This is a genomic window from Pelotomaculum schinkii (assembly GCF_004369205.1).
GTDB classification, from domain to species: domain Bacteria; phylum Bacillota; class Desulfotomaculia; order Desulfotomaculales; family Pelotomaculaceae; genus Pelotomaculum_C; species Pelotomaculum_C schinkii.
Genome location: NZ_QFGA01000001.1, coordinates 1164169 through 1188307 on the forward strand (window position 1 = coordinate 1164169; position 24139 = coordinate 1188307).

Sequence of the window (24139 nt, forward strand, 5' to 3'; positions counted from 1 at the left end):
ACAGCAATACCTGATACGGCATAAGCAAAGAATGCACACCTGGAGTGTAGGTGCGAATTCATTCGAACACGGCCCGTTGGCAACAAATTTTCTAGCATTTGATGTAAAATCCTGGTACGAATGAATTCGTGCCCACATTTGCCAGACAGTATCAAGGATGAGAATCCGGGATGTGGGATTATTCTTTCAAAGAAGAACAGTGCACAAAGCTGTGTGGGTTAATCATTCGGGCATAAAGGGGTGGTTAAATAATCTTTAGAAGAGTAGCCAGCAACCATTGAACTCTTGGTATTCATTTCGAACGCAGTATTAACATGGTAAAAGGAGGCTAAATTTCATGGAACAAAAGAACTACGACGTAATTCTTGACACCTTGCCGGAGAACGAGTCAAGGCTCGAAGTCCTCTTCCGCCAAGCCGGAGACGGTTTTCTTCAGGTAGAGTACGGGAGAGAACAAAGAGCCAATTTACAGGACTCATTCAGGATCCAGGCTATTAATGATCTGGTCCTGGCCAAGAATTTAAACGGTTTAATTGAAACAGTGCCCGGGATTAGAACAAATATGTTTCATTTTGACCCCGCAGCTCTATCAGTTCGAAAGTTAATCGGTGAAATCAAGGAAGTTGAAGATTCATTGACCTCCATTGAGGACATCGTTGTTGAATCACGCCTGATTAGTCTTCCAATAGCTTGGGAAGACAGTGAAACCAAAAAAGCTGTGGCCAAGTACGTAAAAGAAGTCCGCCCAGGCGCCCCGAATGTGATTAACGGATATAACCTTGAGTATATGGCGTTGTGCAACGGAATCTCAGTTGAAGAAATAAAAAATAAAGTACTGGGTACTGAATGGTACAACAGCGGCGGCGGATTCTGGCCTGGTGGCGGGTTCTTCTGGCCGATGGATCCCAGGTGCGCAATTGTTGTACCAAAATATAACCCTCCCCGGACATGGACCCCGGAAGGAGCGGTGGGTATTGGCGGACCTTGTATATTTACCTATACTACGCCTACCGGAGGCGGTTACCAGTTATTTGGCAGGACGATACCAACATTCCAGTTCAGCCAAAAACACCCGCTGTTCAAAGACAGCCCGTTCCTTTACAAGTCCGCAGACAGGATCCGTTTCTTTGAAGTCACGGAAAAGGATATTCTCGATATCTTCGAGCATGTCCATAACAAAACCGACTACCAGTATGAAATTAAAGAAGATCAAATTTTAGTAAAGGACTATTTGAATTTTTACAACTCAGAGGAAGTTCAAAAAGGAGCCAAGGAATTTCAGGAAAAGCAAAAAGAGGCAACCAAAACTGCGCCCCGGCTATAAACGAAAAATAAGAATCAGTTGGGAGGAAATAGTATGCTAAAGATATTGAACGGGGGAATTGAGGCAATCGTTGAAGATTGGCCGGGTAGACTGGGATATCTTGGCAAGGGAATGGCTCCTGCCGCTGCCATGGATAATGTTGCGCTTGAATTTGCAAACTTGCTTGTGGGTAACCCACCTGGTGAAGCAGGGATAGAAATTGCGGGCGGTTATTTTGAAGCCGAAATCGGCGCCGATACCGTACTCAGCATTACCGGCACCGATATGAAGCCCACCTTAAACAACCAGCCAGTCCCCGTGTGGGAATCCTTTGAAGTGAAAAAGGGTGACGTCCTGAAATTCTCTCATTTCAGTGAATTCGGCTTCAGGTCATATATTGGTGTGGCTGGCGGTATTGATGTGCCGTTATACCTGGGCAGCAAGTCAACCTGCATTTTTGGTAGTTACGGTGGTTTCAAGGGCAGGAAACTCCAGGCTGAAGACGTTTTACCATTTGGCAAGCCATATCAGGATTTGAAAAACCTGCCGGGTAGAAAGCTCAAAAAAGAGGTTATCCCGGAATATTCCCGTGTATGGAACTTAAGAGCCATCCCAGGTCCCAACACGTGCCCGGATTATGTTACAGAAGAAGGAATGGATTTCTTGTTCAGTCATTCCTTCAAGATTCAGCACAGCTCAAACCGTTCAGCTTACCGCATCGATGAGGTAAAAGGCAATTTCTTCGCCAGGGAAGACGGTGGAGTTGGCGGGAGCCATCCCTCGAACATAGTGGACCATGCTTACGCAATGCGCGGCTGCCTGAACGTCTGCGGCAACACCCCCATCATCTTAATTGCGGACGGGCCCACTCTCGGAGGATATATAAACGTTTTAAGCATAATCAATGCTGATCTGTGGAAAGTGGGCCAGGGGACTCCTTCAAGAGATTTTATTAAATTTACCATGAGCACACAAGAGGAAGCTCTCCAGGCCCGCATTGAGCAAAAGGCCTTGTTCACCGAGAAATCTCTGGCGTAAAACCGCCTGCAATGGGAGTGGAAAAATGGATCTCAATGTAGATATGGGTGAAAGCTTCGGTAGGTACAAGCTCGGCAATGACGAGGAAGTGATGAAATATATCACTTCGGCTAACGTGGCCTGCGGCTTCCACGCCGGTGATTCCCTGGTCATGCAGGAAACAGTGATGCTGGCCAAAAAGTACGGGGTTGCAGTGGGCGCCCACACCGGTCTGGAAGACAAAAGAGGCTTCGGCAGGCGCCGCATGGAAATCACCCCGGAGGAATTAAAATGCGACACCCTGTACCAGTTGGGCGCGTTGGACGCGTTCTTAAAGAGCAATGGTATGACCATGCAGCATATCAAGCCGCACGGCATACTCTACCGCATGGTCCACGATGAAGAGCGCTATGCCAGGGCCTATCTCGAAGCAGTGGCGCAATACAACCCCGGGTTGTACGTGATGATCCCGAGGAACACAGTGATCTGGAAGCTTGGACTGGAATTGGGCTTGAACATGGCCGCCGAGATCTTGATTGACTTAAGCTACGATGACGACGGCAACTGGGTCTTGGAACGGACCAAGAAAGCAAGATCGCCGGAAGAAGTTGCCGAACGCGCGATCATGGTAGCGAGAGACAAAAAAATAACGACCATCAGCGGTAAAGTTATAGACGCCGCGGGAGACACAATATGCTGCCACGGTGATTCTCCCAATGCCGCCGAGGTTGTCAAAAAAGTTAAAGAGGCTTTTGAGAAAGCAGGCATTCCGCTCAAGCAACTCGGCGCCGCTTAAAACAATAAGTAAAAAGGAGGATATCACAAAGATGGAAGTAGTAGCAAAAGCTCATATGCCGGGACTGGTAGCCCGGGTAGTTGTTAATGAAGGAGACCAGGTTAAGGCGGGTCAGGAGGTTGCAGTTATTAACTGCATGAAAACCGAGCTCTCCGTCGTTGCCCCCTCTGACGGAGTTGTAAAAACTATTTTGGTTCAAGAGTGGGATGAAATGGAAGTCGGTTCCCCGATGGTTATCCTGGAAGCTTAAGATTATAAAGGAAGATGAACAGATGAAAAAATTGCTTATCGCCAACCGTGGAGAAATTGTTAACAGGGTAATGCGGGCTTGCCGCGACCTGGGTATAAAACCCGTAACAATTTACTCCGATGCCGACAAGAACATGGGCTACCTCAAGGAAGCAGACGAGGCTTACAATATCGGCCCCGCCAACCCGGTTAAAAGCTACCTGAACATTGAGGCTATCATCAACGCGGTAAAGACATCCGGAGCTGATGCTGTTCACCCTGGCTACGGGTTCCTTTCAGAAAACGCCGCCTTTGCCAAGGCTGTCGCAGAGGCGGGCGCCACCTGGGTTGGCCCTCCACCAGCCATCTTAAAAGCTATCGACTCCAAATGCTTCTGCCGCAAGATTGCCTCGGACGCAGGCGTTCCGGTGGTGCCCGGAACCATCGACATTATTCAAGACGTGGCTGAGATTTACCAGTTTGCTTCCGAATGTGGCTATCCCATCGTCCTGAAACTGGACAAGGGTGGCGGGGGCAAAGGTATCGAACTAGTTAAAGAAGAAGCGCAGGCTAAAGAAGCTTTCGAAAGGCTTTCCAGGATCGGTCTGATGGCTTTTAAAAGCTCTGAATGCTACATTGAGAAAGAGATCCAAAACCCCAGGCACATTGAAATCCAGTTCCTTACCGACGGCAAGGGCGGCTGCGTCTGCCTGGGCGAAAGGGAATGTTCCATCCAGCGCCGTTATCAAAAAATAATCGAGGAATCACCATCACCGGTGGTCAGCGAGGAAGACCGCAAGGAGCTCTTTGACTACACCACCAAACTGGCTCTGGCCATGGACTACCACGGAGCGGGCACCATGGAGTTTCTCCGCTCGGAAGACGGTAACTTCTACTTTATGGAGGTCAACGCCAGACTGCAGGTGGAACACCCGGTAACTGAATACCTGACCAACGTGGATATAGTCAAACAGCAGTTGCTTATAGCCTCCGGCCAACCCCTTGATTTCGTTCAGAAAGACATTGAGTTTAAGGGGCACGCCATCGAGGCCAGAGTATATGCGGAAGACCCGGTCTCCTTTATCCCGTCACCGGGGACCATCACCAGCCTGGAATTTCCCCATATGGAGGCGCAGTACCTGAGAATTGACCATGCTATCGAAGCGGGTGGAACGGTCCCTCCCTACTACGACCCGCTGCTAGCCAAGGTTATCTCCTGGGGAATTAACCGGACAGATGCTATCAAAAACCTCAAGCTGGGTTTGATGGGCTTTCAAATCGGAGGCATCAAGACCACGATCCCGGCCAACCTGCTTATTGTCAGCAGCCGGGAATTTGCTGAGGGAAGCCTTGATACGGGCTTCATTGAAAAATTGTATGCCAAAGAAGGAGCAACAGGAAGTCCGGGCAAGCCCCTGTGGCCCAACATGTAAAAATTATCAAGGAGGTTAAATCTAATGGCAGAAGATGTTAATGTCAACGTAAAAATAGCTGATGCCGGACCCGCTGGTTGGCTTGCCTATTCCATCGCCACCTGGATGGCCTGGGCGTTTCTGGTAGGATATGTGAAGCCTTCGGCGCTGCTATTCATGGCTGCCCTGTCTTTAGCCTGCGCCATCCCTTATCTGATTGCGGGAATAACCCAGTTAAAGCTGGGTAATGTTGCCGGCGGCGTGACCTGGACCTATTTCGGCTCGTTCTTTGCCTTCGCCTCCGCGTTAAATTACGCCATCACCTATTTCGCACCTATATACAAGTGGGATCTGGATGCCCGCATCCTGGGTTACGAGTGGGCTATTTTGGGAATCGTGCTCATTCTGACCACACCCATTTTCGCCAAATACTCTCCCTCGGCTGCAACCATCTCGGTAATCGGCGCAGATGTCGGTATTGCCTGCCTGGCCCTGGTTTACTGGGGAGTAGGCAGTCTGGCTGCCTTAAGCGGCTGGGGATTCTTTGTCGCAGGGTTCTTCGGCATAGTCATGGCTGCAGGCGGAATCCTCGAGGGCGCCGGCATGAAGTTCCCGATGGGTAAGCCGCTATTAAAATAATCAAAACATACTCTTTGACAAAATAAATCAATATTGTTAATATATTTTAACAAGGTGAATTCTCAAGCAGCGGTGCTCATGACATCACTAATTCCTGTACATGGGCGCCGTTTTTCTTGAAAATAAGCATGGAAATCAATCAGTTGCATATTTGGGGTGTTGTTATTGCTTTGGGAGAAGTTAGTCGAAATGCTGCCGGTCGGTCTTATCGTTTATGACAAAAATAATAATGTTATTTTTTCCAATCAAGTAGCTGCTGACGCTTTGCATACAAGCGCCCGGTTGTTCACACAAATTTCAGCCGGCCAATCATTTGAAATAGCTGTTGGTGATAAAACCTATGCCGCCAACCGGGTTGACATTAATGACGGCGCTATTAGTTTTGTTATTTTACTGTCCGATATTTCCCACTGGCGCAACGAAATAGCCGAGCAAAAAGAACAGATTAATGAGTTGGAGGATATCTTCAACTCCTCCTATGATGAGATCTTTGTTATCGATGGAAATGGTTTAACCAAACGAATCAACAAGGTTGGGGAAAGCTATTACGGAGTTCCGGTCAAAACACTTCTGGGCAAAAACGTTAAAGATCTGGAAAAAAGCGGCTTTTTCAACCAATCTGTGGCCAGGATTGTTTTACAGGACCAGAAACGTGTCACCATGACGCAAACCACCAAAAGCGGGAAGCACCTGATTGTTACAGGCAACCCCATCTTTAATGAAAACGGGGAGATTACCCGTGTGGTTGTAAACTCACGGGATATATCGGAACTTTTAAACCTTAGAAAACAACTTGAAAATACCGAGCAGTTGGCGGAAAGTTACCGCCGGCAGCTGTTGAAGTTGAGCCAGGAAAAAGCCAGAAGCAGTGAGCTGATAGCCGAGAGCCCCCAGATGAAACGGGTGCTGGAAATGGTCGACAAGGTAGCCCAGGTCGATTCAACCGTGCTGATTACAGGTGAATCAGGTGTCGGCAAGGGTGTCCTCGCCTCCAGGCTGCACAAGCTGAGCAAGCGCTCGGACGGTCCTTTTATCACCATTAATTGCGGCGCTATTCCGGAAAATCTTTTAGAGTCGGAATTATTTGGCTACGAAGGCGGCGCTTTTACCGGAGCCCGCAAGGAAGGGAAAAAAGGGCTATTGGAACTGGCCAGCGGTGGTACTGTTTTTCTCGACGAGATAACCGAACTGCCTTTAGGCCTTCAGGTTAAGCTCTTGCAGGTAATCCATGAAAAAAAACTTATTCGCATCGGAGGCAGCAAGTATGTTGATGTAAATATCCGTTTTGTAGCCGCCACCAACAGGGATATCCGGCGGATGGTTGTTGAAGGCCTGTTCAGAGAGGATTTGTACTACCGGTTAAACGTGATCCCGATTGTCATCCCTCCTCTCCGCTACAGACAGGAAGACATACCGGTCCTGGTCGATTACTTTTTTGAAAAGCTTAACTCAAAATATCAGACGAATAAACAATTTACCAGTGAGGCGTTAGAAATCCTAAAAAATTACAATTGGCCCGGCAATGTCCGCGAACTGGAAAACCTTGTGGAAAGGCTCCTTGTTACCAGAGAGGACAACGAGATAGGCGTAGGCCACCTCCCCGATTATATCTTTGAAGGAAAAAGCAGGTTCCCCAACAGGATTTATGTTCTGGACATCTATCCCTTAAAGGAAGCGACCGAGGAGTTGGAAAAACAGCTGATTGTCATGGCCCACAGCCGGTACAAAAATACCTATAAAATGGCCAAGGCGCTGGAAATCAACCAGTCCACAGTGGTACGGAAATTACAAAAATACCATTTGGGCGCCTCCTCCCGGCCGGCCCCGATCAAGACGGGTAAGAAAAAATAAAAAACAAATAAGGGGGCTGTCCTTTAACAGCTCCCTTTGTTTTAAGGCTTATTTTCATGACTTAGTCGGCGTAACGACGGTAATTACGGAAGCATTCACTGCAGTAAACAGGCTTGGATCCGTCCGGCTGGAACGGCACCCTGGCTATCTGACCACAGTCATCACAGGTTGCCTCATACATCTGGCGGTTGGGCCTGTTGCCCTGCCCACCTGCGAACCTGCCCTGTTCACGACCACGGCTGTTTTTACGGGCCGCCCTGCAGGCGGGACACCTGGAAGGCTCGTTGGTAAAGCCCTTCTCGGCAAAAAACTCCTGTTCCCCGGCCGTGAATTCAAATTCCATGCCACAATCCTTACATACTAAAGTTTTGCCTGTAAACATGAAAAACATCTCCTTTCCTAGAATGCTCTGCACGGACGAATTATCAACCCTGATTAAGGAGATGTCTATCGATCTTTAGCAGGCCTTACTATTATATCATCTTTACTAACCATTTAAAACCTTAAACCCCGTATTAAGTAAAATATTTTAAACATCTGTAATTGTCTGTTATTGCAATAAAATGGATGCGGAGATATTATATTGACAGCAACTGCACGTCAGGGGGTTGCATTTTGGAACAGCGGGAAAATTTTTTAAAAGCAGCTCAAGCCCTTAAAAAAGCACGAACAATCGTGGTTACAGCAGGCGCAGGCATGGGGGTTGATTCCGGCCTGCCTGATTTTAGGGGCGACCGGGGATTCTGGAAAGCCTACCCCATGTATGAACGACTGGGACTCAGTTTTGTGGATGCCGCCAACCCTTCCCACTTTCAGGCTAACCCCGCCTTCGGCTGGGGCTTCTATGGCCATCGCGCCAACCTTTACCGCCAGACCTTGCCCCACCATGGGTTTACCCTGCTGCTGAACTGGGTTTCCCGTTACCAGCTGGACTGCTTCGTGGTAACCTCGAATGTCGACGGCCAGTTCCAAAAAGCTGGTTTTAGTGAGGAAGATATCTGTGAGGTCCACGGGTCGATCCACTATCTTCAATGTACCACCCCCTGCTCAAAAGACATCTGGGATAATAACGAGACTATCCCGGTTGATTTCTCCACCATGCTGGCCTCTCACATACCCCAATGCCCGTACTGCGGTGGTACGGCCAGGCCCAATATACTTATGTTCGGTGACTATACCTGGAACGCAACCAGGACTGCGCGCCAGGAAAGAAATCTAACGGAGTTCTTGAGAACCAACCGCCGGGAAAATCTGGTTGTAATAGAGATTGGGGCCGGAACCGCCCTACCGACCATCCGCAACCTTAGTGAGAGGCTGGGCAGAAACTACAACGCCACGGTAATCAGGATCAACCCCCGCGAACCCTTTATACCCGGCCCTCATATCTCACTGGCCGGCGGGGCTTTGGAAGGTTTGAACGGGATTAACGAATTATTATAAAACGATATGGTGAAGGCAGCGCCAATATTTCATTGACACGGCCTTTTGACTCATGTAAAATTTAAATGAAAAGGGGCGGCTGAAGCTGTCATGCATTAAAACGTATTAATCAATAAAATCTAACACTGTGAACAAACCACGGAGGTTAAGTCCTGATCATTTGGACAACCGTGGTTTTTTGTTTGTAAATGGGGTGATAGACTGATACATATATGAGTCTATAAACAAAAATAATATTTCAATTACTTGTTGGGGAGTGATATTTTGCATATACCGGACGGTTTTCTTGACGCCAAGACCTGGGTTGCCACAACAGTGGTTGGCGCCGGGGCTCTCAGCTACAGTCTGAAAAAGGTGCGGGAGGAATTCAATGAGCGTCTGATCCCGGTGATGGGAGTGCTGGCGGCCTTCATCTTTGCCGCCCAAATGATCAATTTTCCCATAGCGGGCGGCACATCCGGCCACCTGCTGGGCGCAACCCTGGCTACAGTCCTGCTTGGTCCCTGGTGTTCCGGACTGATCATTTCAACTGTCCTGATTATCCAGTGCCTTTTCTTCAATGACGGTGGTTTGACCGCCCTGGGCGCCAACATTCTAAATATGGCCTTTATCGGCAGCCTGGTTGCATATGGAGTATATAAACTTGTATCCGGCAAGAGTCGTTTTGAGCAAGCGGCTATTTTCCTGGCAGCCTGGTCCTCCGTGATCGCCGCCGCTCTGGTCGCCACAGTGGAACTGGCCTTATCCGGAACAGTCCCCTTTCATGTCGCCCTGGCGGCAATGCTCAGCTGGCATTTTTTAATCGGTATCGGCGAAGGGTTAATCACGGTAGTCGTAGTGTCTTACGTGCGGGGCGTCGGCTTGAAGCCAACCTGGCAGCAGAAAAAAGCATAGGTAAGGGGGTTCCAAGCATGAATACGAAAAAAACAGTACTAATCCTTTTATTGTCCGCCCTGGTCGTGGCCGCCCTACTTTCTCCCTTCGCCTCATCCAGTCCGGACGGGCTGGAAAGGGTTGCTGAAGACCAAGGCTTCCTCGACAAGGGCGATGAACAGGTCTTGAGCTCGCCAATACCCGATTACCTTTTTCCGGGTATCCAGAATGAAAAGGCAGCGACATCAGCCGCAGGCGTCATCGGGACCATGCTGACCTTTGGGGCGGTGTATGTACTGGGCAGGATAGTTACCGTCCGCAAAGCTAAAGCAGAGACAAAATTGCAATCAACATCTAAGTGAATAAACAGTCAGGGATGATTGTATCGAGAATAGTAATGGGTGCGAATAAATCCGCACCCTCATCATTTTATCACAAGACCCTTCTCAGGACGGATCGTCATTTAGCATTCCACCTGTCTGTATAAATGCTCACGGGTCAAGGCCAGGTTGTTGTTAAGCCCGCCTGAGAAAAGAATCTGGTGTACATTCAGTCCGCTCACCCAGAAACTGGCGGCGCAGGAATGAAGATACAGCCGCCACATCCGGACAAAGCGTTCACCGAACATCTCCCTCACCCTGTCCACATTATGTTCAAAGCCTTCAGCCCAGCGCTCCAGAGTCATGGCATAGTGGACCCGCAGGCTTTCAACATCAATGACATGAAAATCATAGTCCGCCAGTTGCCATATTGCCTCCCTCAGGGAAGGTATATAACCGCCACGAAAAATATATTTTTCGATCCAGGAGTTTACGGGACCCTCCTTGAGGTGGGAAATGGTATGCAGCAGTACCAGGCCGCCTTCCTTCAACAGTCTCCTCAAGGAGCTCATAAATTCCGGATAGTTGGCCCGGCCTACGTGTTCAAACATCCCCACACTGGCTATTTTATCAAAGACACGCCCGCCGGACGCCAGGACCCGGTAATCCATCAGCTCAACCTCCACCTGGCCGTCCAAACCCAGTTCCTTAATCCTGCGCCGGGTTTCCTCAAACTGCTCCTGACTCAGGGTAATCCCCATCGCTTTCACGCCGTATTCACGGGCGGCCCGGATAATCAGCCAGCCCCAGCCGCTGCCGATATCTAATAGAGTTTCGCCCGGCTTCAGCTCAAGTTTCTTTAAGACGTGGTCAATTTTCTGGTTTTGTGCTTTACTCAGGGAATCCGCAGGGCTCTGAAAATAGGCGCAGGAGTAGCTCATGGTCTCATCCAGCCACAATGAAAAAAAATCGTTCCCCAGATCGTAGTGCTGCTGAATGTCTTCCTGCTGCTTACGCAGGGAATTTGGTCTCAGCCTGCAGGGGAAAGACCGGGCTAAAGCATGGCCTTTGAAACGGCCTTCAAAAATCTCTTTACCCTGCAGTACAGTCTTGGTAATTTCCTCCAGGTCTCCGAAGAAGTCAATCACCCCATCCATATAGGCTTCACCCAAGGTCAGCACCGGGTCCTGGACAAACTTCCTGCCCGGTAGTTTTTCGCGGAATAACAGCTTAAAGCAAGGAGCGCCGGCGCCATACCGCTCCGTTGTACCGTCCCAATAGGTTACTTCGAATGCCGGGGACTTAATCCCGCCTAACAAATTGTGTAGTAACTGCTTTTGCATTGCCCATCTCCTCCTGATTGTTCCTGAGTAGTTGTCCATGCCGCCGGCGGCGCCGCGTATCATGAAAATAAATTTCCATCCTTCTGCTGGCGCCGCTCCTGGGGCATGGTTGTCCAATGTGGCTTTTGTGCGAATGAATTCACACCTGCATTTTTCAGGATAGGTTTTCCATCCTCTGACACGGTTATGTATCTTTACTATCTGACCGTGTTTGGCGTTATAATAGAGTAATGATCAAAATGCAAACTAGTAAAAGGAGGTAAATTTAATGTGTACAGAAAAAAGCGATTGGGATAAGGTTATTGAGTTCCACGGCCACAGTTGCCCGGGCATAGCTACAGGTTACCACGTAGCCAGAGTTGCTTTACAAAAACTACAGGCCATTCGAGCCGCCGACGAGGAGTTGATCGCTATTGTAGAAAATGACTCCTGCAGCGTGGACGCTATCCAGGTTTTGACCGGTTGCACCTTCGGCAAAGGAAACCTTGTCTTTAACGACTTGGGGAAACAGGTCTATACTTTTGTTTGCCGCAACAGCGGACGTGCTGTACGGATTGCTGTCAAAGGTTCGGCAAGGCCAAAGGCCCCTTCGTTGAAAGAGCTAAGGGATAAAGTTTACGGCGGGACAGCCTCCGCTGAAGAACGTAAAGCTTTCCACGACCACCAGCAGGAACGCATCCGCTATATCCTGGATCTGCCCGACGATGAATTTTGTGAGATCCGGGACGTTGAAATTGAATTTCCCGATAAGGCCAAGATTTACGATTCTCACACCTGTGCCGTATGCGGGGAACAGGTCATGGAGCCGCGTGTCCGTGTTAAAGGCGGCAAGATTGTTTGCATACCCTGCTCAGAGCATTAGACAGAGACTGACCGAAATATTATTCCTTCAAAAATCTGCTTGATGCCGTTTCTGCCCGGGAAAAACCCCTCTCCAAGCAGAATGTATGCGACAATACCTGCCGCAAGAGCAAGAATCACTAGAACAGCAAACCAGCGGGGTATACGCCCTCTCCAAAAAAGGCTCAGCCCAACAACAATCAAGATTACAGGCCACAGCCTGGCCGACTGGGTTAACATCTCACGCGAGGCGTACCCCGTATTGATCAAGAGCATCGCTGTCCCAAACAGGATCAGCGCCATCCCGAGAATGAACGTCCCGACACTCACCGGTCTCTCTCCTTTCCCGAGCCTTGGAACAGAATATAAATCCCCAGGGCAATGATCAACAGCGGCCAAGAAAAACGCAAAAAATAGTGAGGGACTGTTTGTCCGACCAGAAAGATGATGCCCAGCCCGATCAACAGGAGACCGGCGTTGCGCCTTCGTTTTTCCGAATCTACATGCAAGCCTTTTTTTTCACCAGGCGACTGGTACCCGGCCGTCGGCTCTCCCTGCGCCTCCTGCACTCCTTCAACAGGGATGTCCGGACGGTCGTTTTCAACAGGTATAACAACCGCTGCGATGATGTAAACAAGAATGCCGCTGCCGCCAAGCATCACCGACAGGACCCATAGCAGCCTTACAAGGGTTACATCGACCTCAAAATACTCGGCCATACCGGCAGCGACCCCTGCAATCATCTTGTTTTTACGGGATCGGTAGAGCCTGTTCATATGAATGCCCCCAAATAAAGTTGTTTTAACCACTACATTGAAAATACGGGTGCGAATTAGATTCGCAAAATATAAAAATTATTTGATTTTCATGAACATTATGGTTAAGATTAAAGTTAATGGATAATTATTTCCTGACAGTTTTTATCAGTATATTTAATTTCCCATACAATTTGTATATTATGCGGGGAGCTGAAGCTATTCGGCTGAGAAAGAACTTGGTTCTGACCCACAGACCTGATCTGGGTAATGCCAGCGTAGGGACAAGCTAGATCGTGCTTTAAGTGAGCGCGTTCGGGCCTTTTGCCTGCAGGCAGAAGGCCTAATTTAATTTAAAGGAGGTTTTTGTCAGTGCTCTATAACGTCAGTCTGCAGGTCATCCCAATCGTACCCGAGGCGGAGGTTTACCCGGTGGTAGACAAGGTAATTGACCTGATCAGGGAGTCCGGCGTCAAATATGTTGTCGGTCCCATGGAGACAACGATGGAAGGAGAACTTGACCTGCTCCTGGGAATCGTAGCCAGGGCGCAAGAGATCTGCCTGCAAAATGGCGCCACACGGGTCCTGTCGGTGGTTAAAATAGACTGCAAGGCAGGTGGTGTCACGATTGAGGAGAAAATTAACAAGTATCGTTAACGGCGCATTCCCACTGGGATTTGTAGTCCTGCTGCTGGTTACATGGGAATACCTGGTGCGCTGGAAAGCCGTCCAGGAATGGATTCTGCCCGGTCCCGCCCTCATTGCGCGAACCCTGGCAGACAACCTGCCCTTAATCCTTAAACACACGCAAACAACGCTGATGGAATGCCTGGCAGGTTTTACCCTGGCCATAATCTTGTCCTTTGTTCTGGCTTTCGTCATGGACGAGGTCCCCCTTCTGAGGAGAGCTTTGTATCCCTTGCTTATCGCCTCCCAGACCGTCCCGATCATATCAGTGGCCCCGCTTTTCATAATTTGGTTCGGGTACGGCGTCATGCCCAAAATTATCGTAGTAATCCTGGTCTGCTTCTTTCCGATTGCTTTAAGCCTGCTGGGGGGGCTGGCGGCTGTTGACAGGGAGTACCTCGAGCTCTTCAGGTCGATGAAAGCCACCCGGCTGGATATTTTCCGGATGGTCAAGCTGCCTCTGGCGCTGCCCTCCTTCTTCTCCGGGCTGAAGATAGCCGCGTCTTACAGCGTCATGGGTGCGGTCATTGGCGAGTGGTTGGGCGCCAAGGAGGGATTGGGCATGTACATGACCATTGCCCAGCGCTCGTTCCAGGTAGACCGCGTGTTCGCGGCCATCCTTACCATCACCGTTTTAAGCGCGGCCCTCTTTGCGCTGGTAGTCCTTATTGAAAGACTGGTCATTCCCTGGAACAGGTTAACAGAATGGAGGGATTTGTAATGAAAAAGATAGTTCTGGCAGTCGCTTTATTAACACTCTTGCTGGCTGCAGGCTGCGGCGGGAACAAGTCGCAGGAGGAAAAACCTCTCAAAAAGGTTTCGGTAATCCTGGACTGGACTCCAAACACCAACCATACCGGAGTCTACGTAGCTCAAAAACAAGGGTTTTATGAAGAAGAAGGACTGGACGTGGATATAGTACAGCCCAGTGAAGGCGGAGCGGCCCAGTTGGTCGCGTCGGGGCAGGGCGATTTCGGCTTCAGCTACCAGGAAGAGGTAACCATAGCCAGGACCAAGGACATCCCCGTCAAGGCGCTGGCGGCTGTTATTCAGCACAACACCTCCGGCTTTGCATCGCCAGCGGGAAAAGGGCTCAAGAGCCCCAAGGACTTTGAGGGCAAGAAGTATGGGGGCTGGGGTTCTCCAGCCGAGGAAGCCATGCTGAAGGCCCTCATGAACCAGGATCAAGCCGACTTTAATAAAGTTGAGATAATCAACATCGGCTCGGCGGACTTTCTCACCAGCGTCAGCAAAGATATTGATTTCGCCTGGATTTTCAAGGGTTGGGACGGTATTCAGTCAGAGCTCAAAGGCGTGCCCCTTAATTTCATATACTTGAGGGACTACAACGCCGCCCTCGACTTTTACACTCCGGTCTTGATTGCCAGCGAAGATACGGTCAAGAACAACCCGGAACTGGTGGCCGCTTTCATGAAAGCAACCGCGAGGGGCTATGACTACTGTATCAAGTACCCGGAAAAAGCCGGGCAGGTACTGCTTGACTGTGTCCCCGAGTTAAACAAGGAGCTGGTCATGGCCAGCCAGCAGTACCTGTCCAAGGAGTACCAGGCAGACGCCTCCCGCTGGGGTGAGATGTCCGGCGAGCGCTGGAAAAAATACGCCGACTGGATGTATTCCCAGGCTCTGATTGAAAAGCCCCTCGACTATCAAGAGGCCTACACCAACCAATTCCTGCCGAAGGAGTAGCGCCTTGCCTAAAGTCGTTGCTGAAGGAATAAAAAAGAACCTGGGGGGCGTTTTAACCCTCCAGGAAATTAATATCGAAGTAGAAGATCACGCAATCGCCGGCGTCCTGGGCCCGAGCGGCTGCGGTAAAAGCACACTCTTTAATATTATCGCGGGACTAATGAGGCCCGACCGGGGGAATGTTTACATAGGAGGGGCGGCTGTTACGGGGAACGCCGGCCTGGCCAGCTATATGCGCCAGAAGGACCTCCTGCTCCCCAACCTTAACGTCCTGGACAACGTCAGCATTCCCCTGGTCTTAAAGGGCATGCCCAAAAAAAAGGCCCGCCTGGAAGCTGAGCAGCACCTCAGTACATTCGGGCTGCAGGGCTTTGAGCACTATTATCCCGGCCAGCTTTCCGGCGGTATGCGGCAACGGGCGGCGCTTTTGCGGACCTACCTTTTTTCCAGCGGCATCTGGCTTTTGGATGAGCCGTTTGCATCGCTTGACGCCATCACCAAGAGGAAGATGCATACCTGGCTGATCCAGGTATTGGACCAATTTCAGCCAACAGTGCTGTTTATCACCCATGATGTGGACGAAGCTCTTTATCTCTGCGACAAAGTCTATGTGCTTTCGGAGCGCCCGACCGTGGTCAAGTTGGAAGTTGAGATACCCTTTTCCAGGCCGCACCACAGCCATACCATTGTTGACCCGGCCTACGGGCCGGTGCGTGACGCCATCATGGATGCCCTGTCCATCTAAACAGCGACAGTGGGACGGTTCTATCTTTTATTCCGGAGGTTTCCAGTTGAAATATCTGATCATGACCAATGGTGAATATGGGGTACCGGACTGGTACCGCAGGCAGTCCGGCAACTTTGACCGGATTATCTGTGTCGACGGCGCCGCCGGACCGGCCAGGGCTCTCGGCATTAAACCGGACTGGCTGGTCGGCGATATGGACTCCATTAAACCAGCGGACCGCACCTACATGGAACAGGCCGGTGTCCTGTTCAAGACCTTCCCCAGACATAAAGACTACACCGACACCCAGTTAGCCCTGACGCTGGCTGCTGAGGAAGGCGCCGGCAAGCTGGTGATCTGGGGCGGAACCGGCTCACGGCTGGACCATACGCTTTCCAATATCTGCAGCGCCTCTTCCTTTCTCAAGCAGAATATCGAAGTGGTATTTGACTCACCCGCAGTCACGATTTACTTGATCAACCACCGCCTGAGGCTGCCTGCCGCAGTGGGTGACACCGTGTCGCTGCTCGTACTGGGTGACAGGGCTACCGGGATAACACTGCAGGGATTCGAGTATCCCTTACAGGACACACTCCTGGAAGGCCGGTGGCAGTGGGCGGTTTCCAACGTGGTTACGGAACACAGCCCTGTTGTGGAAATTGATTCCGGTAATTTGGCGGTCTTTCACTACAAGGCGCAGGTATAAGCAGCCTCCCTTTCAGGCCTTTGTTAGTTACACTTACCTTGGGTTGACACGGGGTTCTCTTCCGGCAATATCTTATATTTCTCATTGATCCTGATGAACCAGGCGGCAGACTGGCCTTGAAACAAAAAAGCCAGCGAGACCATAAAGGCGGCAGTAACACCAAAAGCTGTGGCAGCCAGACCGATGGAAATCGCCAGGTTGCGCAATACGGTCCCAAAAACGAGCGTAAGCGCATCTTCTCTGCAGAAATACCAACGGCCTATTTTAACAGCCATGAGGTAATTCAAAAAATAAAAAACCATCCAAACTATGATTGCGATAAACAGCAAGCCGGGCTGGGAAACAATCATTTGGGCATTGGTGCTTATTCCGGTAAACATCATGTAAACCATTCCCCAGGCAGTAGTAGCCGGAAGCAAGGGTTTAACAGATTTATTGAATTCTTCCCGGGTATATTTTTTTAACAGCAAGGAATATGTTGCGAAACCCATGACCAAAGGCAAGAATATGACCATGGCCACCGTTTTAAGTACGGCAACAATATCAATGTAGATGTAGCTGCCGACCATTACCAGCAGGTACCACGGCACTGCGATTGAGCCCAGGACCAGGCTTATCACTGTAAGCTTAATAGCGGCGGGTATATTTCCCCGTGCAAAATGAGTAAATGCGATCGTCATGTTGGATGTCGGAAGTAACGAAGCAATTGCCAGTCCGGCAAAAAGCTGCGGGTCTTTCAACAAAAACACGATACCCAGAATGTAAGCAAGAACGGGTACCAGTACAAAATTTATAACCGACGCTGCAAGCAGCAATCTGGTATGGTTGAAATTTATAACTTCAGTTACCTTGTACCCAATCATTGTTGGGTAAATCATGAGTATGGTTACCAATAACAAATAGTTTTTCAAAACACTTGTATCCATTAATAAGCCAGTGACAAATCCTACCGCCAGCACCAAAGGTATCGTAACGACAATGTTTCGTGAAGGCAAAAGAAAGAGGTTCATTATTTTGCTCACACCGTTAATTTGAATTTGAATTTAATATTAAGAATTCTTGTGGATTTATCTAATATCCTTCTTAAATTTAATAAATCATTCGTATTGTTTAGCAGGTAACGAAACTAACAAGGACCCGAACCATAATAAACGAATTACTAAACTATCTTACGAAAAATGTAAATAGTTCTGTTCGTATGCTCCAAACCATTCGGGCATATTTTGTTATCTTTATACAAAAATTTCTATGATCTGTATTTAGATAATAATTATCACCTAGTTTACAATTGCATTTCATGGTAAACTAAATTTTGTCGGAAATAGTACAAAAAAGCCAAACTGTATTGACTTCTGAGTTAGAGCATCAGCATGGAAACATTTGTTTGCAGTTGGGAACCAGGTTATATGCTAAGATATTAGGTAAAGGATAATTGGGAGGAAAATATCATGGACTTTGCTTTATCACCCAAGCATGAAATGATGAAGTCAATGTTCAGGGAATTTGCTGAAAAAGAAGTTGCGCCAGTAGCCGCTGAGTTGGATGAAAAGTCCGAATTTTCCTGGGATTTATTCAGAAAAATGGGGCAACTCGGGATGTTTGGCATACCCTATCCCCAGGAATACGGCGGAGCCGGAGCGGACTATCTCACCTTCGTATTGGCTTGCGAGGAAATTGGCCGCGCTTGCACTTCCTCGGCTATGCTTTTAAATGGTCAGAACTCCATAAATAGCGGACCAATTTATAGACACGGCACAGAAGAGCAAAAAAAGAAATACCTGGTCCCTATTATTACCGGTAAAGCCCTGGGAGCCTTTTGCCTGACAGAAGCCGATGCGGGCACAGACGCGTCCAACCAGCAGACGACAGCTGTACTGGATGGCTCTGAATGGGTCATTGACGGAACCAAAATGTTCATAACCAATGCTGGTTTAGCGGATATATATATTATCATGGCCATGACCGATACCGGCAATAACTCAAAAGGCATCAGCGCTTTTGTTGTGGAAAAAGATACACCCGGACTTTCCTTCGGGAAAAAAGAAAACAAAATGGGTGTAAGGGCTTCCCATACGGCAGAAGTAATCCTGCAAGACTGCCGGATTCCCAGGGAAAACCTGCTCGGCAAGGAAGGAGAGGGCTTTAAGATTGCGATGCAAAACCTGGACAGCGGCAGGATAGGCGTAGGGGCCATATCTTTGGGTATCGCGCAGGCTGCTCTTGATGAGTCAACTAAATATGCCAAAGAGCGCCAGCAGTTCGGGCGACCTATTGGCGCAAATCAGGCTATCCAGTGGATGATTGCCGATATGGCAACCGAGCTTGAAGCCGCAAGATATCTTGTTTACAGGGCGGCATGGCTGAGAGATCAGAAAAAAGCCCACTCCAAAGAAGCTTCCATGGCCAAGCTTTTTGCTTCGGAATTGGCCATGCGGGCAAGCGTCAAAGCCGTACAGATCCATGGCGGTTATGGATATATGAAAGAATACAAAGTAGAGCGCCTGATGCGGGATGCCAAAGTTTGTGAAATCTTTGAAGGAACATCCGAGGTCCAGCGCATGCTTATCTCCCGCGCTGCCTTGACATAGGGAAGGGTGCACATGCAAATAATCGTTTGCCTAAAACAGGTGCCCAACACCAATGAAGTTAAATTTGATACCAAAACGGGAACTCTCGTCAGGGATGGAGTTGCCAGTATCATTAACCCCGACGACAAGAATGCCCTTGAGGAAGCAATAAGGCTCAAAGAGCTGAAAGGGGGAACCGTTACCGTCATCTCCATGGGACCACCCCAGGCCGAATATGCTTTAAGAGAAGCACTGGCAATGGGAGCAGATGAGGCTATTCTATTATCTGACTGGGCTTTTGCGGGCGCAGATACCTGGGCCACATCCCTGACTTTGGCTCATGCTATCAAGAAGATTGGTCGCTACGATCTGATCTTTTGCGGTAAACAGGCTATCGACGGAGACACTGCTCAGGTAGGCCCGGAACTGGCTGAGCATTTGGACCTGCCCCAGGTTACTTATGTGAAGAAAATAATTTATATAGATAACGATAAAGCTGTCGTAGAAAGAGCGCTGGAAGACGGCTACGAGGTTATCGAGGTAACCTTGCCTGCGGTTTTAACCGCTGTTAAGGAATTAAACATTCCACGTTATCCCACAACCTCAGGGATTATGGACGCTTTTAACGTCAAAAAAGTATCGGTCTGGGGAATAGCTCAGCTTGCATCTGCAGCCGGGCTTGTAGGCTTAAACGCTTCGCCGACGCAGGTTAAGAGGACCTTCAGTCCTGCGGTAAAAGGTAATGGGGAATTGTTAACAGGCAGCGTTAAAGAAACTGTGCAAACTCTGCTAAAAGAACTTCAGGAAAAACACGTGTTATAGAGAGGCAAAATTATGGCTGTAATAATAGAAATAACACAATGTACCGGCTGCGCCGCCTGTCAGGCCGGTTGCACCTTTGGAGCCATAGAAATAGACGGAGGAATTGCCGTAATTACGGATAAATGTATCTGTTGCGGCGCCTGCGTGGAAGAATGTCCGGTACAGGCTATTAGGCTGGAAAATGAAGATAATCTCATTACACCTGCTAAAGAAAAATTCCCCCTGGAAGCCTACCAGGGAGTCTGGGTGTTTGCCGAACTGCGTCATGGGGCGATAATGAATATTGCCCTTGAACTGTTAGGCGAAGGCAGAAAGCTGGCGGATACTCTTGGCGTGGAGTTAGGCGCTGTTTTAATCGGCGATAAAGTCGAACCGCTTGCCCAAGATCTGTTTGCTTATGGCGCTGACGTCGTTTATCTGGTTGAAAATGCAGAACTTGAAAATTACAGGACGGAAAGTTACTGTGCTGCCATGGAAAAGTTGATCAAAACCTACAAACCGGAAATTCTCCTGATCGGGGCTACGAATATCGGCCGGGATTTAGGCCCTAGATTAGCCGGGAGAGTCCATACCGGGCTTACCGCGGACTGCACCGTACTGGATATCGACACTGAAAAGCGGCTTTTAAACCAGACCCGGCCTGCCTTTGGCGGTAACATTATGGCAACCATCATTTGCCCCGACACCAGACCTCAGATGGCTACCGTCAGACCGGGCGTAATGAAAAAAGCTACTCCGGATTTTAACCGGACCGGGAAAATAGTAAAAGCCTTTTATCCACCTGATATTAAAGTCCGTACTATTGTCAGAGATATTGTAAAGGAAGCCAGAAAAATTGTGAACCTGGAAGAAGCTCAAATCATTATTTCCGGCGGACGTGGTGTTGGGGGACCTGAAGGCTTTAAGCTTTTAGAGCAAGTAGCTGACAGTATAGGCGCAACCGTAGGCGCCTCGCGCGGCGCCGTTGATTCAGGGTGGATTCCCTCCAATCATCAAGTAGGTCAGACAGGTAAAACAGTACATCCCAAGCTCTATCTTGCTTGCGGAATCTCCGGAGCTATCCAGCATTTAGCCGGGATGCAGCACTCCTCTGTCATCGTGGCAATTAATAAAAATCCCAATGCCCCGATATTCAAAATTGCTGATTATGGTATTGTGGGTGACCTTTTCAAGGTCCTGCCTGCATTGCTGGATACGCTAAAAGAAATAAATAACGGCAGCAACCCGTCCAGCGCAATATAGACTATGAGTTTAATGCTGTATAGCCGGTTTGATAAACACCTGACGGCAAAACAAAGAGCCCCGAAGAAAGGTTTTAGTCTTTAAAGTAAAAGAAACCTCCCGTGAGGTTTCTTATTGTTTAGTATATAAACACATGATTACCGATAATGGCGCTTGAATACCTCGTTAAAGGCTGCATACGTCATGATTGAACCTCTTTATTTATCTTCCAGAGTTTGTTCCAATTCCAGCATCTTACCACCGGCAAGCTCTTCGGGGACATAGATAAGTCCACAGCGGGGGCATCTTGGCAGGTCAGTTTTAAAGTTGTTGTCCAGGTAAGTTACTTCGACTTTGCCAATTTCCAACGGAACTTTGCATTTGAAGCAGATTACCTGCTTTTCTTCTTTTTTGCCGGATGTCACTGAGCCGCCACTTCCTCCCTGACCTGTATCCTGTGGCTGTAAGCATTATAGATGATATATCCGTCGCGCTCCGGGAGGTATTCCACCCAGTAGGTAACAAGGGACGGCTTGAGATGCGCAATCAGGTGACCGGCCTTTTGATCCAGCAGCTTCTGACCGGTTCCTTCAGCGTGCGCAATTACCTGCTTGATGTCATCGTCCAGGATCATCCTTTTTTCCAGTACATCTCTGACCTGAGATGAGATATTGAGTGTTATCGCTTCGCAGTCTTTTCTCCCGGCTATGCTCTCACCCCACACTTCTTTTAGGAACCGGTTCTTCAAGCTGACCCTTTCGTCACGCCGCTGGGTCAGGTTTGGGCCCCGGCGCAGAGCGCTCTCCCTGCTTGAATCCCCGAAAATCAAGTCCAGCAGGTGCCAGGTCGCCTTGTTCCCTGAGGCGAGGTTATCCCGGCAATTGGAACAGTAGGTCACATAGTCATGGGGGCTCTCCTCTACTCTGCGCTTTACCATCCTGGCTGCCAGATCAGCATTGACAAACGAGACCAAACCTCCAAAACCGCAACACTCGGTAAGCCGGCGGCTGTAGTGCAGCTCTTCAACCTGACAGCCAAGCTGTTCCAGGATCCGGCGCACGCTTTCTTGCATTTCTTGCTCTTCCCTGGCCGTACACGGGTCATGGACAGCCACTACCAGCGCTTTGCTTGACGCTGCCCTGTCCGGCAGCCCTTCTCTGGCAAAAACATCCCACAACGAGAGTATAGTTACCTGCGGCAGGTGCTCCTTAAAGATCTTGTAACAGGTGGGGCAAGCCAGGATCAATATGGGTTTGCCCATTTCCTGCCAGAGAGCAAGATACTGGTTTAGCGCCTCGCGGAACAGTTCCCTTCGGCCGGCCCAGAGAGCAGGCGCTCCACAGCAGCGCAGCATCAGCCCTACCCCACCCTCAAGTTTACCGGACAGGTAGGCGTAGCTCTGCATCACCTGCTCCGGCATTGAAGCGCTCAGCTGGCAGCCTGGGAAAAAAAGATATTGACTGGCTGGCTTACCAGGCTGGTGCCTGACCAAGGCAAAGCTGTCGCTGTTGCTGAATACCATATCCCGTACCGGGAAGTCATGGATCGTTAGGGGCATATAGCCCTTATCCACCATCTGTTGGCGTGCGGATAGACAGATCGCGTCCATACCGATCTCTTCAGGACAGATTTGGCCGCAAAGGCCGCACAGGGTACAGCCGTTGATCAACTTGGTGGCCGACCGCAGTCCAAATCCCGGTTGAATAATGATATTCTTGCAGATCTCTCTGATATAGTTCTTCGGGTAATTTTCAAAGCGCTCCAGCAAATCGCAGGCCTTGACGCATTCCAGACAGTTGCAGGGGAAACACCTGGCGGCCTCCGCCATCGCCTCCGTTCGGCTGTAATTCCTTCCAGAGGCCGGCTGCACGACGGAGAGAGGCTGATATTGTCCAGTGCTGGTGTAAAGACAGGTTGCGGAGACGCCCTCGCTTTCGCGCCCGCTGGTCAGTGACACCTTCTTGATGTAGCGGTCGATAGAAAGGACGGCCCGGTAACCATCCGCCAGCGAGGTGCTCGGCGAGTCGGGTCCGGTAGAACGCCGCAAGCTTCCCCCGGCAAAAACCCCCTCCCTTTCGGTCGCAAAGGTGACCGGAGCGGAACTAATCTTCAGACTGCCTGTCTGCGGTTCCCCTATACCCAGATAAACCGCCGGAAACTCACTGCAGAGCTCATCCAGCGAGACCTTGGTCCCAACCTCGTGATTGAGCCGCACCGCTATTCCGGCCTTGGCAATAAGCGCCGTCTCTTCCAGGATCACCTCGGGAGGCAGTAATGCAGCGGGATATTTCCAGAGACGTCCTCCCAAACGCTCCCTGGCCTCAAAAAGCGCTACTTCATAGCCTTTTTTAGACAATTCCATTGCTGCGGCCATTCCGCTCAACCCCCCGCCAACCACGGCCACCCGTATCTTTTTTCTAACAAAGAAGGGGTTTTTCTTGACGCGCTTATGCCCTAATTCCACACAGGCCCGCTCCAGAGCGTTAATGGCCAGCGCTTCACCCGCTTCCTTTCTCCTGCAGGCTTCCTGGCAGGGATGGTCGCAGATCCGGCTGATAATATCGGGGAAGATTACCTTTTTAGTGTAGATCTCCAGGGCGCCGTCGAAGTCCCCCCTGCTGATTGCAGTCACCAGCCCCCTGGCATCCACATGGAGCGGGCAATGAGCCGCGCATAACGGAAGGTCATCCTGCACGCACCGGTCACCGATCCGGCGCATCTCATCATGGTCCATTTCCGCTCTCCCTCACTCTTTCAGAATGACAAAAGTGGTTTAATATTTGAACGCCAGCAAGTAATGGATTTCCTGAGCCGACCGCTATCAAAGGATCTGTTCCAGGATTTCTACCGCATCCAGGACATATTTTGTGCAGCTGTTCGGCATC

General features: G+C 49.6%; 26 protein-coding genes and 1 riboswitch. Of the genes, 19 read left to right on the plus strand and 7 right to left on the minus strand.

Features of this window, described 5'->3' with window-relative positions; genetic code table 11:
• The first annotated feature begins 337 nt into the window (after positions 1 to 337).
• From Psch_RS05570 to Psch_RS05600, 7 genes are all read left to right on the plus strand, one after another.
• Entirely contained in the window at positions 338 to 1324 is a 987-nt protein-coding gene (locus Psch_RS05570) for a carboxyltransferase domain-containing protein (protein WP_190239431.1), read from the plus strand.
• A gap of 33 nt (positions 1325 to 1357) precedes the next feature.
• Entirely contained in the window at positions 1358 to 2341 is a 984-nt protein-coding gene (locus Psch_RS05575) for a 5-oxoprolinase subunit C family protein (protein WP_190239432.1), read from the plus strand.
• 25 nt (positions 2342 to 2366) lie between these two features.
• Positions 2367 to 3116: a 5-oxoprolinase subunit PxpA gene (locus tag Psch_RS05580; protein WP_134217796.1), complete on the plus strand. Its 750-nt coding sequence runs from the start codon at positions 2367 to 2369 to the stop codon at positions 3114 to 3116.
• On the plus strand, positions 3037 to 3366 hold the full coding sequence (locus tag Psch_RS05585; protein ID WP_134217797.1) for an acyl-CoA carboxylase biotin carboxyl carrier protein subunit: 330 nt from the start codon (positions 3037 to 3039) through the stop codon (positions 3364 to 3366). The genes Psch_RS05580 and Psch_RS05585 overlap by 80 nt, the downstream gene beginning before the upstream one ends.
• Positions 3367 to 3388: 22 nt before the next feature.
• Positions 3389 to 4777: an acetyl-CoA carboxylase biotin carboxylase subunit gene (locus Psch_RS05590; protein WP_190239433.1), complete on the plus strand. Its 1389-nt coding sequence runs from the start codon at positions 3389 to 3391 to the stop codon at positions 4775 to 4777.
• 24 nt (positions 4778 to 4801) lie between these two features.
• Positions 4802 to 5395, plus strand: a complete 594-nt coding sequence (locus tag Psch_RS05595; RefSeq protein ID WP_190239434.1) for a hypothetical protein — start codon at positions 4802 to 4804, stop codon at positions 5393 to 5395.
• Positions 5396 to 5551: 156 nt separating this feature from the next.
• Positions 5552 to 7246: a sigma-54 interaction domain-containing protein gene (locus tag Psch_RS05600; RefSeq protein WP_427910074.1), complete on the plus strand. Its 1695-nt coding sequence runs from the start codon at positions 5552 to 5554 to the stop codon at positions 7244 to 7246.
• A gap of 61 nt (positions 7247 to 7307) precedes the next feature.
• On the opposite strand, the gene Psch_RS05605 is transcribed toward Psch_RS05600, so the two are convergent.
• Complete coding sequence (locus tag Psch_RS05605) at positions 7308 to 7628, minus strand: zinc-ribbon domain containing protein (RefSeq protein ID WP_134217801.1); 321 nt, start codon at positions 7626 to 7628, stop codon at positions 7308 to 7310.
• Positions 7629 to 7861: 233 nt separating this feature from the next.
• On the opposite strand from Psch_RS05605, the gene Psch_RS05610 reads away from it, so the two are divergent.
• From Psch_RS05610 to Psch_RS05620, 3 genes are all read left to right on the plus strand, one after another.
• On the plus strand, positions 7862 to 8686 hold the full coding sequence (locus Psch_RS05610) for an SIR2 family NAD-dependent protein deacylase (RefSeq protein ID WP_206663725.1): 825 nt from the start codon (positions 7862 to 7864) through the stop codon (positions 8684 to 8686).
• Between the two features lie 264 nt (positions 8687 to 8950).
• On the plus strand, positions 8951 to 9580 hold the full coding sequence (locus Psch_RS05615; RefSeq protein WP_190239436.1) for an energy-coupling factor ABC transporter permease: 630 nt from the start codon (positions 8951 to 8953) through the stop codon (positions 9578 to 9580).
• A gap of 17 nt (positions 9581 to 9597) precedes the next feature.
• Positions 9598 to 9921, plus strand: coding sequence for a PDGLE domain-containing protein (locus Psch_RS05620; RefSeq protein WP_190239437.1), 324 nt, complete (start codon positions 9598 to 9600; stop codon positions 9919 to 9921).
• A 101-nt stretch (positions 9922 to 10022) separates the two neighbouring features.
• Here the strand turns inward: Psch_RS05620 and Psch_RS05625 are convergent, their stop codons facing one another.
• Entirely contained in the window at positions 10023 to 11222 is a 1200-nt protein-coding gene (locus tag Psch_RS05625; RefSeq protein ID WP_190239438.1) for an SAM-dependent methyltransferase, read from the minus strand.
• 268 nt (positions 11223 to 11490) lie between these two features.
• On the opposite strand from Psch_RS05625, the gene Psch_RS05630 reads away from it, so the two are divergent.
• Positions 11491 to 12084, plus strand: coding sequence for an FmdE family protein (locus tag Psch_RS05630; RefSeq protein WP_190239439.1), 594 nt, complete (start codon positions 11491 to 11493; stop codon positions 12082 to 12084).
• Here Psch_RS05630 and Psch_RS05635 read toward each other — a convergent pair.
• Together Psch_RS05635 and Psch_RS05640 are read right to left on the minus strand one after the other, a co-directional pair.
• Entirely contained in the window at positions 12081 to 12392 is a 312-nt protein-coding gene (locus tag Psch_RS05635; RefSeq protein WP_190239440.1) for a LiaI-LiaF-like domain-containing protein, read from the minus strand. The two genes, Psch_RS05630 and Psch_RS05635, sit on opposite strands and share 4 nt — an antisense overlap.
• Positions 12389 to 12838 carry a PspC domain-containing protein gene (locus tag Psch_RS05640; RefSeq protein ID WP_190239441.1) on the minus strand — a complete coding sequence of 150 codons (450 nt, stop codon included), beginning with the start codon at positions 12836 to 12838 and terminating at the stop codon, positions 12389 to 12391. Before Psch_RS05640 ends, Psch_RS05635 begins: the two co-directional genes overlap by 4 nt.
• Positions 12839 to 13013: 175 nt before the next feature.
• A riboswitch (TPP riboswitch) is annotated at positions 13014 to 13119 on the plus strand.
• Between the two features lie 64 nt (positions 13120 to 13183).
• Between Psch_RS05640 and Psch_RS05645 the strand changes: the two genes are divergently transcribed.
• Genes Psch_RS05645 through Psch_RS05665 form a run of 5 tightly spaced genes read left to right on the plus strand, consistent with a single transcriptional unit; the run spans position 13184 to position 16644 of the window.
• Positions 13184 to 13474 (plus strand): thiamine-binding protein, encoded by a 291-nt coding sequence (locus tag Psch_RS05645; RefSeq protein ID WP_134217808.1) that lies wholly within the window; start codon positions 13184 to 13186, stop codon positions 13472 to 13474.
• Entirely contained in the window at positions 13437 to 14225 is a 789-nt protein-coding gene (locus tag Psch_RS05650) for an ABC transporter permease (RefSeq protein ID WP_427910076.1), read from the plus strand. Before Psch_RS05645 ends, Psch_RS05650 begins: the two co-directional genes overlap by 38 nt.
• Positions 14225 to 15211 (plus strand): ABC transporter substrate-binding protein, encoded by a 987-nt coding sequence (locus Psch_RS05655; protein WP_190239443.1) that lies wholly within the window; start codon positions 14225 to 14227, stop codon positions 15209 to 15211. Before Psch_RS05650 ends, Psch_RS05655 begins: the two co-directional genes overlap by 1 nt.
• 4 nt (positions 15212 to 15215) lie before the next feature.
• Complete coding sequence (locus Psch_RS05660) at positions 15216 to 15956, plus strand: ABC transporter ATP-binding protein (protein WP_190239444.1); 741 nt, start codon at positions 15216 to 15218, stop codon at positions 15954 to 15956.
• Between the two features lie 46 nt (positions 15957 to 16002).
• Positions 16003 to 16644, plus strand: coding sequence for a thiamine diphosphokinase (locus tag Psch_RS05665; protein ID WP_243120513.1), 642 nt, complete (start codon positions 16003 to 16005; stop codon positions 16642 to 16644).
• Positions 16645 to 16667: 23 nt separating this feature from the next.
• Here the strand turns inward: Psch_RS05665 and Psch_RS05670 are convergent, their stop codons facing one another.
• A complete protein-coding gene (locus tag Psch_RS05670; RefSeq protein ID WP_190239445.1) occupies positions 16668 to 17654 on the minus strand; it encodes an arsenic resistance protein in 987 nt (328 codons plus the stop codon).
• A 438-nt stretch (positions 17655 to 18092) separates the two neighbouring features.
• Between Psch_RS05670 and Psch_RS05675 the strand changes: the two genes are divergently transcribed.
• From Psch_RS05675 to Psch_RS05685, 3 genes are read left to right on the plus strand one after another with little or no spacing between them, the layout of a single operon-like run.
• Entirely contained in the window at positions 18093 to 19232 is a 1140-nt protein-coding gene (locus tag Psch_RS05675; RefSeq protein WP_190239446.1) for an acyl-CoA dehydrogenase, read from the plus strand.
• A gap of 12 nt (positions 19233 to 19244) precedes the next feature.
• Entirely contained in the window at positions 19245 to 20033 is a 789-nt protein-coding gene (locus tag Psch_RS05680; RefSeq protein WP_190239447.1) for an electron transfer flavoprotein subunit beta/FixA family protein, read from the plus strand.
• A 12-nt stretch (positions 20034 to 20045) separates the two neighbouring features.
• A complete protein-coding gene (locus Psch_RS05685; protein ID WP_190239448.1) occupies positions 20046 to 21275 on the plus strand; it encodes an electron transfer flavoprotein subunit alpha in 1230 nt (409 codons plus the stop codon).
• Positions 21276 to 21472: 197 nt separating this feature from the next.
• Here Psch_RS05685 and Psch_RS05690 read toward each other — a convergent pair whose 3' ends face one another.
• Both Psch_RS05690 and Psch_RS05695 read right to left on the minus strand, forming a co-directional pair.
• Positions 21473 to 21679 carry a DVU_1557 family redox protein gene (locus Psch_RS05690; RefSeq protein ID WP_190239449.1) on the minus strand — a complete coding sequence of 69 codons (207 nt, stop codon included), beginning with the start codon at positions 21677 to 21679 and terminating at the stop codon, positions 21473 to 21475.
• The gene (locus Psch_RS05695; protein ID WP_190239450.1) at positions 21676 to 23988 is read right to left on the minus strand and encodes a pyridine nucleotide-disulfide oxidoreductase/dicluster-binding protein; all 2313 of its coding nucleotides are present in this window, start codon (positions 23986 to 23988) and stop codon (positions 21676 to 21678) included. Before Psch_RS05695 ends, Psch_RS05690 begins: the two co-directional genes overlap by 4 nt.
• Positions 23989 to 24139 lie beyond the last annotated feature (151 nt).

Bases quoted from the DNA above. Each gene is read 5' to 3' on its own strand.
- Psch_RS05570 (WP_190239431.1), top strand. From the start codon at position 338: ATGGAACAAAAGAACTACGACGTAATTCTTGACACCTTGCCGGAGAAC.
- Psch_RS05575 (WP_190239432.1), top strand. From the start codon at position 1,358: ATGCTAAAGATATTGAACGGGGGAATTGAGGCAATCGTTGAAGATTGG.
- Psch_RS05580 (WP_134217796.1), top strand. From the start codon at position 2,367: ATGGATCTCAATGTAGATATGGGTGAAAGCTTCGGTAGGTACAAGCTC.
- Psch_RS05585 (WP_134217797.1), top strand. From the start codon at position 3,037: ATGCCGCCGAGGTTGTCAAAAAAGTTAAAGAGGCTTTTGAGAAAGCAG.
- Psch_RS05590 (WP_190239433.1), top strand. From the start codon at position 3,389: ATGAAAAAATTGCTTATCGCCAACCGTGGAGAAATTGTTAACAGGGTA.
- Psch_RS05595 (WP_190239434.1), top strand. From the start codon at position 4,802: ATGGCAGAAGATGTTAATGTCAACGTAAAAATAGCTGATGCCGGACCC.
- Psch_RS05605 (WP_134217801.1), bottom strand. From the start codon at position 7,628: ATGTTTACAGGCAAAACTTTAGTATGTAAGGATTGTGGCATGGAATTT.
- Psch_RS05620 (WP_190239437.1), top strand. From the start codon at position 9,598: ATGAATACGAAAAAAACAGTACTAATCCTTTTATTGTCCGCCCTGGTC.
- Psch_RS05625 (WP_190239438.1), bottom strand. From the start codon at position 11,222: ATGCAAAAGCAGTTACTACACAATTTGTTAGGCGGGATTAAGTCCCCG.
- Psch_RS05630 (WP_190239439.1), top strand. From the start codon at position 11,491: ATGTGTACAGAAAAAAGCGATTGGGATAAGGTTATTGAGTTCCACGGC.
- Psch_RS05640 (WP_190239441.1), bottom strand. From the start codon at position 12,838: ATGAACAGGCTCTACCGATCCCGTAAAAACAAGATGATTGCAGGGGTC.
- Psch_RS05655 (WP_190239443.1), top strand. From the start codon at position 14,225: ATGAAAAAGATAGTTCTGGCAGTCGCTTTATTAACACTCTTGCTGGCT.
- Psch_RS05670 (WP_190239445.1), bottom strand. From the start codon at position 17,654: ATGAACCTCTTTCTTTTGCCTTCACGAAACATTGTCGTTACGATACCT.
- Psch_RS05675 (WP_190239446.1), top strand. From the start codon at position 18,093: ATGGACTTTGCTTTATCACCCAAGCATGAAATGATGAAGTCAATGTTC.
- Psch_RS05680 (WP_190239447.1), top strand. From the start codon at position 19,245: ATGCAAATAATCGTTTGCCTAAAACAGGTGCCCAACACCAATGAAGTT.
- Psch_RS05685 (WP_190239448.1), top strand. From the start codon at position 20,046: ATGGCTGTAATAATAGAAATAACACAATGTACCGGCTGCGCCGCCTGT.
- Psch_RS05695 (WP_190239450.1), bottom strand. From the start codon at position 23,988: ATGGACCATGATGAGATGCGCCGGATCGGTGACCGGTGCGTGCAGGAT.